At 69.6% G+C, this 16,044-nt stretch carries 9 protein-coding genes and 3 pseudogenes; 9 read left to right on the top strand and 3 right to left on the bottom strand.

Annotated elements, in window-relative coordinates; all coding sequences use genetic code 11:
* Positions 1-322 precede the first annotated feature (322 nt).
* Positions 323-4,597 carry a HAMP domain-containing protein gene (locus ACYUED_RS44360; protein ID WP_491290044.1) on the top strand — a complete coding sequence of 1,425 codons (4,275 nt, stop codon included), beginning with the start codon at positions 323-325 and terminating at the stop codon, positions 4,595-4,597.
* A gap of 82 nt (positions 4,598-4,679) precedes the next feature.
* The gene (locus ACYUED_RS44355; RefSeq protein WP_491294728.1) at positions 4,680-7,142 is read left to right on the top strand and encodes a SpoIIE family protein phosphatase; all 2,463 of its coding nucleotides are present in this window, start codon (positions 4,680-4,682) and stop codon (positions 7,140-7,142) included.
* A 41-nt stretch (positions 7,143-7,183) separates the two neighbouring features.
* Here the strand turns inward: ACYUED_RS44355 and ACYUED_RS44350 are convergent.
* Both ACYUED_RS44350 and ACYUED_RS44345 read right to left on the bottom strand, forming a co-directional pair.
* Positions 7,184-7,438, bottom strand: a pseudogene (locus ACYUED_RS44350) (transcriptional regulator); the annotation flags it as partial.
* A 58-nt stretch (positions 7,439-7,496) separates the two neighbouring features.
* Positions 7,497-9,467, bottom strand: coding sequence for a potassium transporter Kup (locus ACYUED_RS44345; protein WP_491290043.1), 1,971 nt, complete (start codon positions 9,465-9,467; stop codon positions 7,497-7,499).
* Positions 9,468-9,652: 185 nt separating this feature from the next.
* Between ACYUED_RS44345 and ACYUED_RS44340 the strand changes: the two genes are divergently transcribed.
* Together ACYUED_RS44340 and ACYUED_RS44335 are read left to right on the top strand one after the other, a co-directional pair.
* Complete coding sequence (locus ACYUED_RS44340; RefSeq protein ID WP_491290042.1) at positions 9,653-10,651, top strand: TIGR01777 family oxidoreductase; 999 nt, start codon at positions 9,653-9,655, stop codon at positions 10,649-10,651.
* Between the two features lie 29 nt (positions 10,652-10,680).
* Positions 10,681-11,121: pseudogene (locus ACYUED_RS44335) on the top strand (SAM-dependent methyltransferase); the annotation flags it as partial.
* A gap of 65 nt (positions 11,122-11,186) precedes the next feature.
* Here ACYUED_RS44335 and ACYUED_RS44330 read toward each other — a convergent pair.
* Positions 11,187-11,318: a hypothetical protein gene (locus ACYUED_RS44330; protein ID WP_491290041.1), complete on the bottom strand. Its 132-nt coding sequence runs from the start codon at positions 11,316-11,318 to the stop codon at positions 11,187-11,189.
* A 314-nt stretch (positions 11,319-11,632) separates the two neighbouring features.
* Here ACYUED_RS44330 and ACYUED_RS44325 point away from each other — a divergent pair, with 314 nt between their 5' ends.
* The 5 genes and pseudogenes from ACYUED_RS44325 to ACYUED_RS44305 all read left to right on the top strand — a co-directional run bounded on the left by ACYUED_RS44325 (position 11,633) and on the right by ACYUED_RS44305 (position 16,041).
* Entirely contained in the window at positions 11,633-12,100 is a 468-nt protein-coding gene (locus ACYUED_RS44325; RefSeq protein WP_491290040.1) for a MarR family winged helix-turn-helix transcriptional regulator, read from the top strand.
* Between the two features lie 116 nt (positions 12,101-12,216).
* Positions 12,217-13,887: an MFS transporter gene (locus ACYUED_RS44320; RefSeq protein WP_491294726.1), complete on the top strand. Its 1,671-nt coding sequence runs from the start codon at positions 12,217-12,219 to the stop codon at positions 13,885-13,887.
* A pseudogene (locus ACYUED_RS44315) lies at positions 13,877-14,311 on the top strand (aldehyde dehydrogenase family protein); the annotation flags it as partial. The gene ACYUED_RS44320 and the pseudogene ACYUED_RS44315, both read left to right, overlap by 11 nt.
* A 143-nt stretch (positions 14,312-14,454) precedes the next feature.
* Positions 14,455-14,751, top strand: a complete 297-nt coding sequence (locus tag ACYUED_RS44310; protein WP_491290039.1) for a hypothetical protein — start codon at positions 14,455-14,457, stop codon at positions 14,749-14,751.
* A 780-nt stretch (positions 14,752-15,531) separates the two neighbouring features.
* Complete coding sequence (locus ACYUED_RS44305; protein ID WP_491290038.1) at positions 15,532-16,041, top strand: hypothetical protein; 510 nt, start codon at positions 15,532-15,534, stop codon at positions 16,039-16,041.
* The last annotated feature ends 3 nt before the right edge of the window (positions 16,042-16,044 follow it).

Raw genomic sequence — 16,044 nt, 5'->3', positions numbered from 1 at the left:
CGCCGGACGTCCCGGCCCCGGTCCTGTTATGGCCCGCCCTTTTGCGGCCTGCGCACCGGGCTCGCCGTCGGCCTGTCCAAAAATCCTTTGAGTACCCCGGTTCAGCACCGTCATTCCGCCTTCGTGGCGCCTTTTTCGGCGAGCTGTGATGCTCACGCCAGGCTTTTGTTGGTGCGCGGCAACTGAGCTAATCTTCCACCGATTTCTCATCGGGCAGATCCGTGAACAGCGGAAATGCCGCTATTGAGCGGGGCCTTCCCGGCCCCGTCGCGGTTCCGGGTCCTCGGGGTGGGGACTCTTGGGGAGCGGAACGAGGGTGCGCATGACCACCAAGTCGACGGACGCCCGGGAGCAGGCTCCGGGCGAGCAGGAGCTGCGGCAGCTGCTGGCCGGTCTGACCGCCGTACGGGACGGCGATTTCGGCACTCGGCTGCCGTCCGACGGCCAGGGTCTGCTGGGTGACATCGCCACCGTCTTCAACGGCATGGTCGACCAGTTGTCCGTGTTCACGTCGGAAGTGACCCGTGTGGCCCGCGAGGTGGGCACCGAGGGAACGCTGGGCGGTCAGGCAGAGGTGCCGGGAGTCTCCGGTACGTGGGCGGATCTCACCGATTCGGTCAACGCCATGGCGGGCAATCTCACCACACAGGTCCGCGACATCGCCCAGGTCGCGACGGCGGTCGCCAGGGGTGACCTGTCCCAGAAGATCGACGTGCCCGCGCGCGGGGAGATCCTGCAGCTCAAGGAGACCGTCAACACGATGGTCGACCAGCTGTCCGCGTTCGCCGACGAGGTCACCCGCGTCGCCCGCGAAGTCGGCAGCGAGGGGCGGCTGGGCGGCCAGGCGCAGGTGCCCGGTGTGGGCGGTGTCTGGCGCGACCTGACCGATTCGGTCAACTTCATGGCGGGCAATCTCACCTCCCAGGTCCGCAACATCGCGCAGGTGACGACGGCGGTGGCGCAGGGCGACCTCTCCCAGAAGATCACCGTCGACGCCCGCGGCGAGATCCTCGAACTCAAGAACACCATCAACACGATGGTCGACCAACTCTCCGCCTTCGCCGACGAGGTCACCCGCGTCGCCCGCGAAGTCGGCACCGAAGGCCGCCTGGGCGGGCAGGCGGACGTCAAGGGGGTCAAGGGCACCTGGCGCGACCTCACGGACTCCGTGAACTTCATGGGCGGCAACCTCACCGCGCAGGTCCGCAACGTCGCCCAGGTCGCGACGGCGGTGGCGCAGGGCGACCTCTCCCAGAAGATCACCGTCGACGCCCGCGGCGAGATCCTGGAACTCAAGAACACCATCAACACGATGGTCGACCAGCTCTCCGCCTTCGCCGACGAGGTCACCCGCGTCGCCCGCGAAGTCGGCACCGAGGGCAATCTCGGCGGCCAGGCGATCGTCCGGGGCGTGTCGGGGACCTGGAAGGACCTGACGGACAACGTCAACGTGATGGCGTCGAACCTGACCGGGCAGGTCCGTTCGATCGCCCAGGTCGCCACGGCGGTGGCGCGCGGCGACCTCTCCCGGAAGATCACGGTCGAGGCCAAGGGCGAGGTCGCCGCCCTCGCGGACGTCATCAACACCATGGTCGACACGCTCTCCGCCTTCGCCGACGAGGTCACCCGCGTCGCCCGCGAGGTCGGCACCGAGGGCCGCCTCGGCGGCCAGGCGCATGTGCCGAACGTGGCCGGCACTTGGAAGGACCTGACGGACAACGTCAACTCCATGGCCAACAACCTCACCGGGCAGGTACGCAACATCGCCCTGGTGACGACCGCGGTGGCGGGCGGCGATCTGTCGAAGAAGATCGATGTCGATGCCCGCGGCGAGATCCTGGAGCTCAAGACCACCATCAACACGATGGTCGACCAGTTGTCGTCGTTCGCCGCCGAGGTCACCCGCGTGGCCCGCGAGGTCGGCAGCGAGGGGCGCCTCGGCGGCCAGGCCGAGGTGGAGGGCGTCGAGGGCACCTGGAAGCGACTGACGGAGAACGTCAACGAACTGGCCGGCAACCTCACCCGCCAGGTCCGCGCGATCGCCGAGGTCACCAGCGCCGTCGCCGAGGGCGATCTGACCCGCTCGATCACCGTGGAGGCCTCCGGCGAGGTCGCCGACCTCAAGGACAACATCAACTCCATGGTGGGGTCCCTGCGCGAGACGACACGGGCCAACCAGGAGCAGGACTGGCTCAAGACCAACCTCGCCCGGATCTCCAGCCTGATGCAGGGCCACCGCGACCTGCCCGTGGTCGCCGAACTGGTCATGGACGAGCTCACCCCTCTGGTCTCCGCGCAGTACGGCGCCTTCTACCTGGCGGAGGACACCGAGCGCGGTCCCGAACTTCGGCTGGTGGGCTCGTACGGCTCCCCCGACTGCGCCGACCGGCCCACCCGCATCCCCGTCGGCCGCTCACTGGTCGGCCAGGCCGCGCGCAACCGCCGTCCCATCACCGTGGAGGAGCTTCCGGCGGGCTACGTGGCCATCTCCTCCGGTCTCGGGCAGGCGGTGCCCAGTGCCCTGGTGGTGCTGCCCATCGTGGTCGAGGAGCAGGTCCTCGGCGTCATCGAGCTGGCCTCGCTCAGCCCGTTCACGCAGATCCACCAGGACTTCCTGACACAGGTGATGCCGGCCATCGGCGTCAACCTCAACACCATCGTGGCCAACGTCCGCACCGACGAACTGTTGGACGAGTCCCAGCGACTGACCGCCGAACTGCAGGCCAGGTCGGAGGAGTTGCAGGTCCAGCAGGACGAACTGCAGCGCTCCAACGCCGAGCTCGAGGAGAAGGCCTCCCTGCTGGCCTCGCAGAACCGCGACATCGAGGCCAAGAACCTGCAGATCGAGCAGGCTCGGCAGGAACTGGAAACCCGTGCACAGCAGTTGGCCCTGGCCTCCAAGTACAAGTCGGAGTTCCTGGCCAACATGAGCCACGAACTGCGCACTCCGCTCAACAGCCTGCTGATCCTGGCCCAGTTGCTGGCACAGAACCCCTCGCGCAACCTCACCCCGAAGCAGGTCGAGTACGCGGGCATCATCCATTCGGCGGGCTCGGACCTGCTGCAGCTGATCAACGACATCCTGGACCTGTCCAAGGTCGAGGCCGGAAAGATGGACGTCGCTCCCGAGCGGGTCCCGCTGCGCCAGCTCCTGGAGTACGTCGAGGTGACGTTCCGGCCGATGACGACGCAGAAGAGCCTCGACTTCACGGTGGACACGGCGCCCGGCACACCCGCGGACCTGCTCACCGACGACTCCCGGCTGCGTCAGATCCTGCGCAACCTGCTGTCCAACGCGGTGAAGTTCACCGAGCAGGGTGGCGTGGAGCTGCGCATCGAACCGGCCGCCGACCGGGAGGTGCCCCCGGGTGTTCACCGCGGTGGCCCGATCGTGGCCTTCCGGGTCAAGGACTCCGGCATCGGCATCCCCCAGCAGCAGCTGGAGACGATTTTCGGGGCGTTCCAGCAGGCCGACGGCACGACCAGCCGCAAGTACGGCGGCACCGGTCTCGGGCTGTCCATCACGCGGGAGATCGCCCATCTTCTCGGCGGCGCCGTCACGGTCGACAGCACACCCGGCCAGGGCAGCACGTTCACGCTCCATCTGCCCGTCGCACGCGCCGACTTCGAGGAGCTGCTGGACCACGGCGTCCGGCCGCCGGCCCCGTCCCACGCCACCGGCGAATCCGAGGTGGCGCCGGCGCTTCCTGCCGTCTCCGACCTCATGGCAGCCCCCGAACAGCGCAGACGCCGCCTGCTGGTGATCGAGGAACGGCCTCGCGGTCTGCTCACCCTGGTCGCCGAACGGGCCGTCGCCGACATCGCGCACGACCCCGACGATCCGCGCGGGGCGATCGACATCATCACCGCCGTCGGAGCACAGGAGGCGGCGAGCACACTGGCCGCCGAACCCTGCCACTGCGTAGTCCTCGAACTCGGCGGGCCCGACGACGAGGGCGCGGGCTTCCTCGCCGCCATGCACGGCGACTCCGCGCTCGCCAGCGTGCCCGTACTCGTCCACACCGGTCACCGCATGGACCCGACCCAGGAACAGACACTGCGCGCCCGGGCGGGCGACCGGCCGCTGGACTTCCTGTCCAGCCTGGACGAACTGCGTGAGCACATCACCCTGCATCTGTCCGCCGAAGAGCCGGGCGACGTACTGTCGCTGGTGCGCGCCGAGGAGCCACAGCACCCTGCCGCACAGGTCCTGGACGACTCGTTCCTCGGCCGCAGCGTCCTGGTGGTCGACGACGACGCACGCAACCTGTTCGCTCTCAGCGGGGTGCTGGAACTCCACGGTTTCCAGGTCCTGCACGCGGACAACGGCCGCAAGGGCATCGAGAAGCTTCTCGCCCACCCCGACGTCTGCCTGGTCCTGATGGACGTGATGATGCCGGAGATGGACGGCTACGCCGCCACCGCGGAGATCCGCACGATGCCGCAGTACGCGGATCTGCCCATCATCGCCGTCACCGCCAAGGCCATGCCGGGCGACCAGGAGAAGAGCCTCGCGTCGGGCGCCAACGACTACGTCACCAAGCCCGTCGACACCCATGACCTCATCGCCCGCGTCCGACGCTGGCTGCCCGCGTGACCAGGCGTCACTGCAGTGCGCACCAGCCGACCGTGTGACGTCCCGGACGTCTCACCCGAGGAACAGGCCAGCCGTGAGTGATCTGCGTCAACCACCCGAGCCGCACCGTGCCCAGGAGTCCGAGGGCGACCGGCCCGCGCCGCGGGACTCCGCCGGCACGCCCGAGTCCGGCAGGGGCGGGGACGGCGGTCCCGGGCGGACGTCCCCGGTCGGCAGGCTCGCAGCGACGGTGGAGCGCCTGCGCCGGGAGGTGCGGGCGGCCCAGGCCGAGGCGGACGGGCGTGCACTGATCGAACTGGCCAAGGGCATCCTGGTCGAACGGCTGGGCTGCGGACCGACGCAGGCCGCACGGCAGCTCGCCGAGCTGACCGAGCAGGCGGGGATGACGCCGCTCGAATTCGCCGTCGAGGTCATCAACCAGGCCTCGCGCGACCAACTGTCGGAGGTGGCCACCGCCTTCCTCGCCGCCACGTCCAGGACCGAGGCCGCCGGCTCACCGGGAGGCAGAGGCCCTTCCTCCGCCGTACGGCTGCGGGCGGCCGAGAGCGGTGCACTGGCCGCCCACGACACCCAGGCCGTCGCCGATTCCCTGCTGGAACACGCCCTGACCCCGCTGGGTGCGGAGGCGGTGGCCATCTGGTCTCTGGGCACCGACGGCTCCCTCACCCTGGCGGGCAGTGCGGGGTTCTCTCCCGCCGAGGCCGGACGATGGCGGCACGTGCCCCCGGGCGTGGCAACGGTCGCGCGGCGCGGGCTCGCCGAGCGCGCGGGCCAATGGATTCGCAGCCTTTCCGAGGCCGGACTGCCCTCCATCGGCCAGCACCACCATGCGGACGGCGGCCGGGTCGCCGTACCGGCCGGTGCCGTCGGTCGGATCCACGGGGTGCTGGAGATCGCGTGGGCCACCCCGTTGGACACTCCCGCCCCGCAGATCGTGCGCCAGATCGAGGCCCTGGCCGAGTTGTGCGCGCACACCCTGGAGACCTATGTCCCCCAACACCCCGACGCAGAGGCGAGTTTCGGGGTTCTGCCGGACGTGGCCGAACTGATGGACCTCTCCGACGGGCTCCACGACCCTGCCCTGGTGCTCGTGCCGCACCTGGACGCCGACGCACACCTCGTCGACTTCCGCATCCACCACGTCAACAGCCGCTTCCTGGACCCCGCCGGCCGGCCGCGAGGCGTCATAAGCGGCGCCCTGCTGCTGGAGACGTACCCCATGGCAGCCGGCCAGAGCGAGCTCTTCGAGCACGTGGAGCGCGTCTACGCCACCGGCGAGCCCTACCGCACCCGCCGGATGAGACTCACCGCCCTGGTGGACGACGTGCCCCTGGCGGCGGTTGCCGACATCAGCATCAGCCGGCACGGCGGCAGCGTCCTGCTGATCTGGCGCATCGAGGACGAGACGGCCCGCCTGGCGAGTCTGCTCCAGCACGCCCAACGCCTGGGCCGTATCGGCGGCTTCGAGGAGAACCTCCTCACCGGCGAGATCTCCTGGAACGCTCAGCTCTACCACCTCTACGGCAAGCCCGCCTCCAGCGTCCCCGTGCCGCTGGAGGACCTGGCCGCCCACGCCCATGCCGACGACGCCGTCACCATCGGCCGGTTCCTGCGGACGCTGCTGCACCATCGTCGGCCGGCGTCCACCTCGTTCCGCCTCCAGCGTCCCGACGGGGTGACCCGCCACATCCGCGTCGTGGCCGAGCCGGAGCTCGACTCCGACGGCCAACTGTTCGTCGTACGCGGGGCGTATCAGGACATCTCGGCCCACCACTGGACCGAGGTCGCGCTGGCCGCCACGCGCGACCAGCTCGCCCACAGCGAGCAGCGGGCCAGTGAACGCAACCGGCTCACCCTCCAGTTGCAGCACGCGATCATGCCTCCGGCGCAGGCGCCGCTGGAGGCTCCCGGGCTGCGCGTGGCCGTACGCTACCGCCCCGCGGAGACCCAGCATCTGGTCGGCGGCGACTGGTACGACGCGGTCGTGCTGCCGTCCCGGCTGGTTCTGCTGTGCGTGGGTGACGTCGCCGGGCACGGCATCGAGGCGGCCACCAGCATGGTCGTCCTGCGCAACGCGCTGCGCGGGCTCGCCGTGACGGGCGCCGGGCCGGGACAGTTGCTGTCCTGGCTCAACATGGTGGCGCACCATCTGACGGGCTCCGTCACCGCCACGGCGGTCTGCGGCCTGTACGACCCCGACCTCCACACCCTGCGATGGGCCCGGGCCGGCCATCTGCCGCCCGTTCTGGTGCGTGGCACCGAGGCGGCGCCCCTGCCCCTGATCAAGGGACTCCTGCTGGGTGCCGTACCCGAGGCCACCTACGAGGAGCACGAGGTCCAGCTGGCCGTCGACGACACGTTACTCATGTACACGGACGGTCTGATCGAACGTCGTGACCGGTCGGTGGAGGAGTCCCTCGCCCAGTTGCTGACGGCGGCTCGCATGATTTCTCCCACCTTGGACCAGCAGTTGGACCGCCTGCTCACACACAGCAGGTCGGACACGGACGACGACACCTGCATCGTCGGGATCCGCGTGGTCTGATACACGCCCCAGGACCGCGGCGGGCCCGGCACGCCCTGTTCGGCGGTGGTGGATGCGCCGACGGTGCAGGTGTCCTTGACCTTCACCTCGGTGACGGCGCGGACGACCATCAGGCCCTCGTCGTAGGCCCGGTGCGCCTTCCACCACAGGTTCACGAAGGCCTGGGAGCGGATCAGGTGCATCCAGTCGGTGCGATACAGCTCCCGGTTGTAGTTCGTCTCCCCCATGGTGAAGACGAACTTCGAGTACATCGCCTTGACGTGCTCCAGCGTCACCTCGTCGTCCTCGGCGATCGCCGGTCCGGGCGTCCCTGCCCGTATGCGGGGCGCCGCGGGCCGTCGGTCGCCGGTGCGTCTACAGCTCGATGTGCGAGCCCATGATGACGGTGCGTTCGCGGGGCAGGCCGAAGTGCTCGGCGGCGTCGGCCGTGATGTAGGAGGTGGCGATGAACAGGCGTTTGCGCCAAGGGGCCATGGTCGGGGCGCTGCCGCGCAGGAGTTCGATCTTCGACAGGAAGTAGGACGCGTGGTCGAGCTGCAACTGTCCCTCGGTCTGGCCGGGGTTGAGCATCGCCAGCGTGCCGGGCACATCCGGCGTCTCCATGTAGCCGATCCGAGCGGTGACGTGGACGATCCCGTCGTCGGCGTAGCCGAGATCGTCGATGACGATCCGTCGGTCGGCCGGGACGCGGGGCACGGGCTCGGTCTTGATGGACAGGATCACGACCTGCTCGTGCCGCACGTGGTTGTGCTCCACGTTGGCCCGCATGGCCAAGGGGGCCGTCTCCTTCCCCCGGTTGAGGAAGACGGCGGTGCCGGCGACCTGGATCGCCGGCAGCTCTCCGCTACGGAGGTCGTCGACGAACGCTCGCAGGGGGCCTTCGTGGCGAGCGCGTTCCGCGGTGACGACCTCGCGGCCGCGTTGCCAGGTCGTCATGACGGTGAACACGGTGAGGCCGATCAGCAGGGGCAGCCACGCGCCGTGGACGAGCTTGGTCAGGTTGGCCGCCACGAACAGCAGGTCCACGGAGAGCAGCAGGGTCGCGCCGATGACGATCAGCCACCTGGGCGTCCCCCATTTCGCGCGGGCGACGTAGAAGAACAGCAGGGTGGTGATGGTGATGGTGCCGGTGACGGCCATGCCGAACGCGAAGGCCAGCGCCGTGGAGCTGCGGAAGGCGAACACCAGGGTGAGTACCGAGACCATCAACAGCCAGTTGATCCAGGGGACGTAGATCTGCCCCATGGTGGACTCGGAGGTGTGCGCGATGCGGAGCCTCGGCAGATAGCCGAGCTGGGCGGCCTGGGAGGTGACCGAGTACGCGCCGGTGATCACCGCTTGGGAGGCGATCACCGTGGCCGCCGTGGCCAGCAGGACCACGGGCCAGCGTCCCCAGTCGGGCACGAGCAGGAAGAACGGGCTGCTGATGTTGTCCGGATCGTCGAGGATCAGCGCGCCCTGGCCGAGGTAGCTGAGGATGCAGGCGGGGAAGACGAGGAACAGCCAGGCGCGGGTGATGGCCGGGCGGCCGAAGTGGCCCATGTCGGCGTAGAGCGCCTCGGCGCCGGTGACCGCGAGTACGACGGCGGCCAGGGCGAAGAAGGCGGTACCGAAGTGGCCGAACAGGAAGCTCAGTGCGTACGTCGGTGACAGCGCCCGCAGAATGCCCGGGTGGTCGGCGATGCCGGAGACGCCGCACGCGCCGATGGTCAGGAACCAGGCGATCATGATCGGCCCGAACACTCGGCCCACCGCCGCCGTTCCACGGCGCTGCACCAGGAAAAGGATCACGATGATCACCGCGGTGATGGGCACGACCGCGTCGCCCAGCGACGGCTCGACGACCTTGACCCCCTCGACCGCGGACAGCACCGAGATCGCGGGGGTGATCATGCTGTCGCCGAAGAACAGCGACGCGCCGAAGATGCCCAGCGCGGCCAGTACGACGGCGGCCCGCCCGTCCCGCTGTGAACTCCACCGGCGCAGCAGCGTGATGAGCGCCATGATGCCGCCCTCGCCGTCGTTGTCGGCGCGCATCGCCAGCAGCACGTAGGTGATCGTGACAATGATCATGACCGACCAGAAGACCAGCGACACCACGCCGTACACGTTCTGCGTGCTGACCGGGACCGGGTGCGGGTCGCCCGGGTCGAACACGGTCTGGAGGGTGTAGATCGGGCTGGTCCCGATGTCGCCGAAGACCACGCCGAGCGCACCGATCACCAGCGCGAGCCGCACCGTTTGGCGCGGGCTCGCCGGTCGAGCCTCCGGCAACCGCGTCGCCGGCCCCTCTCCCGACGGGGTCTCGGCCTGGCGATCGGCCATCGTGATCCTCCTCCTCGCGGACTGCGGTGGCACGGGCCCCCGCTGCATCGGGGCGGACACTACCCATGCGCCGGCGCAATCGCCGGTAGGAGTGCGCCGACCCGTCTCGAACGGTGGGCCGAGCTCGAATTTGAACACGTTCAAACATCTGGTTAGGCTGAGCCCACCAGAGCTGAGGGGGCTCCATGAAGGTAGTGCTGCCCGGGGGAACCGGACAGGTGGGCGCAGTCCTCGACCGCGCGCTGACGGCGGCGGGTCACGAGGTGGCGGTGCTGACCAGGAGCCCGAAGCGGGAGCGTGAGATCGGCTGGGACGGGGAGACGATCGGCCCGTGGGCCGAGGCGATCGACGGCTGCGACGTCGTGATCAACCTGGCGGGGCGCAGCGTCTCCTGTCGCTACACCGACGAGAACCTGCGGGACATGATGGATTCCCGGGTGAACTCGGCGCGGGTCGTCGGCGAGGCGATCGCCGCCGCCGCACGACCCCCGCGGGTCTGGCTGCAGATGAGCACCGCGACGATCTACGCCCATCGCTTCGACGCGGCCAACGACGAGGCCACGGGGGTGATCGGCGGCTCGGAGGCAGGGGCGCCGGACTACTGGGCGTACAGCGTCGAGATCGCGAAGAACTGGGAGCGGGCGCAGGCCGAGGCGCCCACGCCGGGGACCCGCAAGGTGGCACTGCGCTCCGCGATGGTCATGAGCCCGGACCGAGGCGGAGTCTTCGATGTCCTGCTGCGCCTGACTCGGCTGGGGCTGGGCGGCCCGGTCGGCGGCGGCAAGCAGTACGTCTCCTGGATCCATGACGAGGACTTCGTGCGGGCGGTGGAGTTCCTGATCACCCGGGACGACATCGAAGGGCCGGTGAACCTCGCCTCGCCCGGCCCCCTCCCGCACCGGCAGTTCATGCGGGCACTGCGCGCGGCCCGGGGCGTCCCGGTGGGACTGCCGGCAACGCGCTGGATGGCGCAGCTGGGGGCGTGGGCGATGCGCTCGGACGCCGAGCTGTTGCTGAAGAGCCGCCGGGTGGTTCCGGGCCGACTGTGTGCGGCCGGCTTCACCTTCGCGCATCCCGAGTGGGACAAGGCCGCCGCCGACCTCGTACGACGGGCCAGGGCACCTCACTCGGCACAGACGGGCGAGCACGGGCCCAACCGCCTGCTGTCCCGCCAACGCCCCTGACCCCTGCCCCCTGCGCTTGCGACAGCAACAGCTGTCCCGAGGGAGTCACCGACTACATCGAGGCCGACGTTCGGAAGCCTGACGAAATCGTCCAACACGCCCGGCACACACTGGACTTCAATCGCCCCATCGCGCTCTCACCCATTGCGCTGATGCGCTTCATCACCGACGAGCAGGGGGCCCACGACATCGTCCGCGATCTCGTAGCCACCCTGCCGCAGGGCAGCTGTCTCGTGCTGTCGCACGCCTCGTCCGACCTGTTTCCGGAACTCGCCGAACAGGTCACCGCCGAGTACGCGAAGGGGGGCATCGAGCTCGGTCTCCGTACTCGTCCGGCAGTTGAGCGTTTCTTCGACGGCCTGGACCTCGTCCCGCCCGGCCTGGTGACGGCCACGGAATGGAACGCACCCGGCCGGACGACGGAGCCGGAGGCGAGTGGTATCTACGCAGGAGTGGCACGCGTCGCCTGAGTCGACACGCCGTCAACGCATCGCGGGGACAAGGCACTCGACCCAGCCACCTTCCGCGCGCCGACTCAGCCGAGGCGCCCGAGGAGCCAGGTGACGGTCCAGCGGACGAGCGCGCCCAACGCGGCCGCCAACGCCACCTTCCCAGTCTTGCGCGCGACACGGCGAACCCTTCCGGGCTCGTGCTCAGGCTTCGTCATGAGAACCACCATTCAGTGAACAGATGGACACTGACTGATCAGACTAAGGAGCGATGAGCGAATCGCTCCGGGTGAGACACCACTCAACTCGCCAGTGTTTCTTGGCTACTTCCCACAGGTGCTGTATGCCGTGAAGCACCCGGCCGCATCATCTTCGCCTTTGCCTTCACCTCTTGACGGGGCCGATTCAGACCTTTCGGTTCCGCCACGAGGGGCGCCCGCGTCGCCTTCTACGGGCTGACCGTCTCCCACAACGAAGCATTTACTTACAGTTGGTTGAGCAGTCCCAACTGATAAGCCTAGCGTTAGTACCCATGAAGGTGGATGACGGAACAGGGCACGGCGACACCCGCGACCCGATCGATACCGCCAGACTGGCGTCCGACCTCCGGCTCGCGATGGGCCGCGTGACCCGGCGTCTGCGCCAGGCTCATGCCGTGGGGGACGTGTCACTGTCCGGTATGTCGGTGCTCGCCCGGCTCTCCAACGACGGTCCCGACACGCCGACAGCCCTCGCCGACATGGAACGCGTGCGCCCGCAGGCGATGGCGAGCACCCTCGCCCAGCTCGAACAACGCGGGCTCGTCCGCCGTACCCCTGACGCCTCCGACGGGCGGCGGAGCATCGTGGCGATCACCGAGGAGGGACGCGCCATGCTGGCCGAGCGGCGCTCCGAGTCGGTTCACCGGCTCGGAGCCGTCATCGACGGGTTCACGGCCGAGGAGCGTGCCGCACTCACGGCGGCGCTTCCTCTCCTCGACCGTCTCGCGGAGCAGCTGTGAGCGGGCCGTTCGGGTTCGGCGCGCTGCGCTCGACGCGCGGCAAGGACACTCCCGTCGGACCGGGCTACAAGTGGGTCGCGCTGTCGAACACCACGCTCGGCGTGCTCATAGCCACGATGGACGCCTCCATCGTGATCATCTCGCTGCCCGCGATCTTCCGCGGTATCGGCCTCGACCCGCTCGCTCCGGGCAACATCGGCTACCTGCTCTGGATGATCCTGGGCTATCTGCTGGTCTCGGCCGTGCTGGTCGTGGTGCTCGGCCGGCTCGGCGACATGTTCGGGCGGGTACGGATCTACAACCTCGGCTTCCTGATCTTCGCGTGTGCCTCGGTGGCGCTCTCCCTGGACCCGTTCCACGCCGGGGCGGGCGCCCTGTGGCTGATCATCTGGCGCATAGTGCAGGCCTTCGGCGGCTCCATGCTCACCGCCAACTCGGCCGCCATCCTCACCGACGCGTTCCCCGCGCGGCAGCGTGGCATGGCCCTGGGCATCAACCAGATCACCGCGCTCGCGGGCCAGTTCCTCGGCCTCCTCGCGGGCGGCCTGCTCGCCGCCGTCGACTGGCGGGCCGTGTTCTGGATCAGCGTCCCGATCAGCATCACCGGGACGATCTGGTCCTACCTCAGCCTCCGTGAGACCTCGGCAGGCCGCCCCGGCCGGGTCGACCGGCTGGGCAACCTCACGTTCGCGGTGGGAGCCGGAATCCTGCTGGCCGGCATCACCTACGGCATCCAGCCCTACGGCGACAGCGCCACCGGCTGGGCGAACCCATGGGTCCTCACCGGCCTGATCGGCGGCGCCGCTCTGCTGCTCCTCTTCTGCTACGTCGAGACGCACGTCGCCGAACCCATGTTCAACCTGGGCCTGTTCAAGGTGCGCGCCTTCGCCGCGGGCAATCTGGCCGCCCTGTTGACCGCGATCGCGCGTGGGGGCCTGCAGTTCATGCTCATCATCTGGCTGCAGGGCATCTGGCTGCCCCTGCACGGCTACGACTTCGAGGACACGCCGCTGTGGGCCGGGGTCTTCATGCTCCCACTCACCATCGGCTTCCTGATCGCCGGGCCCGTCTCCGGTTTCCTGTCGGACCGGTTCGGCGCGCGTCTGTTCTCCACGGCCGGCCTGGTCGTCGTGGCGTGTTCCTTCCTCGGCCTGCTCACGCTGCCCGTCAACTTCGACTACGGGCTGTTCGCGGCGCTGCTGCTGCTCAACGGGCTGGGCCAGGGCATGTTCTCCGCGCCGAACACGTCCTCGATCATGGGCAGTGTGTCGCCCGAGTACCGGGGCGTCGCATCGGGCATGCGCTCCACGTTCCAGAACTCCGGTACCGCCCTGTCCATCGGTGTGTTCTTCTCCCTGATGGTCTCGGGGCTCGCCGCCTCGCTGCCCGGGACGCTGAGCAGCGGGCTCCAGACGCACGGCGTGCCGGCCGGCGCAGCCGAACAGGCGGCGGCGCTGCCACCCGTGAGCACACTGTTCGCCACCTTCCTCGGCACCAACCCCATCGAGCACCTGCTGTCGTCCAACGGAGCCCTCGACCACGTCTCCGCGGCGCAACGAGCGGCGCTGACCGGCCACACGTTCTTCCCGCAGCTGGTCTCCGGTCCCTTCCATCACGGCCTGACCATCGTCTTCAGTGTTGCCGCGGGCATGGCTCTGGTCTCAGCGGCCGCATCGGCGCTGCGCGGCAGCCACCGTGCCGGGTACGACGGTTCCCGCAAGGACGGGCCGAACCCGGCCGGCGACGCCCAGGAGACGTCACAGCCCCAGCACAACGCGCCGTCGTAACAGCCGCCCGGCCCCCACACGTTCGGTGCCTGCGGGGCGCGACAAGGGTCCGTGGCCCCGGACGGCGCCGACGGACCGCATCGCCGTTCTTCGGCGGCTCAACGAGCTGCGCGAGGCAAACGCCGAGAAGATCGCCGCCCACATCTCGCCGAGAACGGATCGGCCGGATGGTTCACACCGACGGCCGGCCGGGACTGAGCACGCAGGCAGCCGCCTACCTCAAGGCCGCCGAGGAGTTCGGCTGGGAGGAGCCCCTGTCACCCTCCGACCCCGCCTCCCCCACCCGAAGCGTCGGGCGCCGCGAGCCCATCGGCGTCGTGGCCGCCGTCATTCCGTGGGACCCCCCGTTCTCCGCGGCCATGGCCAAGATCATCCCTCCCTGCCGGCCGGTGACACCGTCGCCCTCAAGGTGTCCATGGACGACGGGCCCGCTGTCACCAAGGCCCGCCCACGGGCGCGGTTTCAGCCACCTCCGCGCACACCCCTTCGCGCACGCCCTTCGGCGTAGCTCACCCAATCGGCTGCGCTCGGCGCGAAATTGGCCGGGCGGCCGTAGAGGGTGACTGCATGAACACACCACTGCACAACCACCCGAACACGCCCGATCACGCCGAGAAGACCAGCACCCGGATTCCGCGAATACTCGCCGTGGGTACCGCCCTGGGCATCGCCTGTGCGGCGCTCGTGGGAGCCGCCGGGTCCGCCGTGGCCGCCCCGCACGACGACGCCAGGGACAAGGCCTCCTCGTCCGCCCAGGCCCGAGGCCACGGCCAGGAGGAACATCGCGGCCACGGTGGTTACGGCGGCTACGGCGACGACGGCGACGACTGCGACGGCCTCATCGTGCTCATCTGCCACGGATAACCGACCGGGCGCGGACAACCGTCGGCAAACAACTCGCAGCAGTTTCAGCGGACTTCGAGGCCTGCGGCCGGGAGCGGCCACGCCCGTCGCGGCGCCCACGTCGCCGTCTCATCGACGAGGATGCGAGCGGCACTCCAGGGTCCCGTGTTCTGCACATCGGCGACGATGTGCAGAACACGGGGCTTTCCGGCGTCTCCGGTCGAGAGGGCCAAGCGGCGCTGGGCGGCGCTGGGCGAGTCGTCGTCTCGGCTTGCATGCCCGCTCGGGCCGGTGCGTCCTCGGCTGTTCGGCGAGAGTCCCAACGACGCCTACGAGGCCGGCGCCGGACCGCACATCGTCGATGAGGTCGACGGCCGCACTGGTTCACACCGTAAGCGGTGGGAGACGAGGTAGGGGTGGTCCGTGGCGCGCGCCGTGCATCTCGACGGCCATCGGGCGCCGCGGGGCGCCGGCGGCGCCCAGCCCCGGGGCCGCAGCCGGCACGGGCACCGGTGCGACCAAGGGCGTGAACGGCAGCGTGGACCGTCCTTCCGGTCACCGGGCCCCCGGCCTCCGTCCCCTGGGCCACGATGACATCGGCACCCAGGTCCGATGCCGCACCCCGATCAACCTGGCGAACGGCGTCGTATACGCGACGGCGGACATCTCGCGCCGCGCGGACCGGCAGGTCATCCGGCACCCCCGAACGACACGGCCGGCCCGGGCATTAGCCTGGCAGTGCTGCTGGATCGATTCCGGACGCCTGGCCGCCCGAGAACAGACGAGAACGGAGCAGGCGACGTGAGCGACACGCAGACCGGCGACCGCGAAGGGGCTGCTGTACCGACGGCGAGAGCCGAGCTGCTCGAGCGAGTACGCCGGCACCGGCGGCAGACCCTGGAACTGCTGACCGTCTGCTCCATCGCCCTCGTCCCGTGGACCGTCCTGCTGGCGCTGACGTTGCCGTCCGGATACAGGGTCCACCACTGGCGCGCGGCCTGGGTGGGATTCGACGTTCTGCTGTTGGTCGCGATGGCGTCCACCGCGATACTCGGCTGGCTGCGGCACCGTGCGGTGATGGTGCCGGCACTCGCGACGGCGGTGCTGTTGGTCTGCGACGCGTGGTTCGACGTCTCGCTCTCCTTCGGCACCTCAGAGGTCTGGCCGTCGGCTGCGCTCGCCGTGTTCGGCGAACTGCCCCTCGCCTTCTACTTGATCCACCGCGTGATGGGGATGATCTCGCTGGCACGGTGGCCGTCAGCCGAGACCGCCAACGACGGTCACGGGCAGCCCACCGGCCCGGACGTCTGACGT

The sequence above is a fragment of the Streptomyces sp. DF42 genome (assembly GCF_058267695.1).
This window is presented reverse-complemented; position numbering and strand designations above follow the sequence as displayed.

What these genes read in the sequence shown, in the direction of transcription:
- ACYUED_RS44360 (WP_491290044.1), top strand. Translation starts at nt 323, where the DNA reads ATGACCACCAAGTCGACGGACGCCCGGGAGCAGGCTCCGGGCGAGCAG.
- ACYUED_RS44345 (WP_491290043.1), bottom strand. Translation starts at nt 9,467, where the DNA reads ATGGCCGATCGCCAGGCCGAGACCCCGTCGGGAGAGGGGCCGGCGACG.
- ACYUED_RS44340 (WP_491290042.1), top strand. Translation starts at nt 9,653, where the DNA reads ATGAAGGTAGTGCTGCCCGGGGGAACCGGACAGGTGGGCGCAGTCCTC.
- ACYUED_RS44330 (WP_491290041.1), bottom strand. Translation starts at nt 11,318, where the DNA reads ATGACGAAGCCTGAGCACGAGCCCGGAAGGGTTCGCCGTGTCGCGCGC.
- ACYUED_RS44325 (WP_491290040.1), top strand. Translation starts at nt 11,633, where the DNA reads ATGAAGGTGGATGACGGAACAGGGCACGGCGACACCCGCGACCCGATC.
- ACYUED_RS44320 (WP_491294726.1), top strand. Translation starts at nt 12,217, where the DNA reads ATGGACGCCTCCATCGTGATCATCTCGCTGCCCGCGATCTTCCGCGGT.
- ACYUED_RS44310 (WP_491290039.1), top strand. Translation starts at nt 14,455, where the DNA reads ATGAACACACCACTGCACAACCACCCGAACACGCCCGATCACGCCGAG.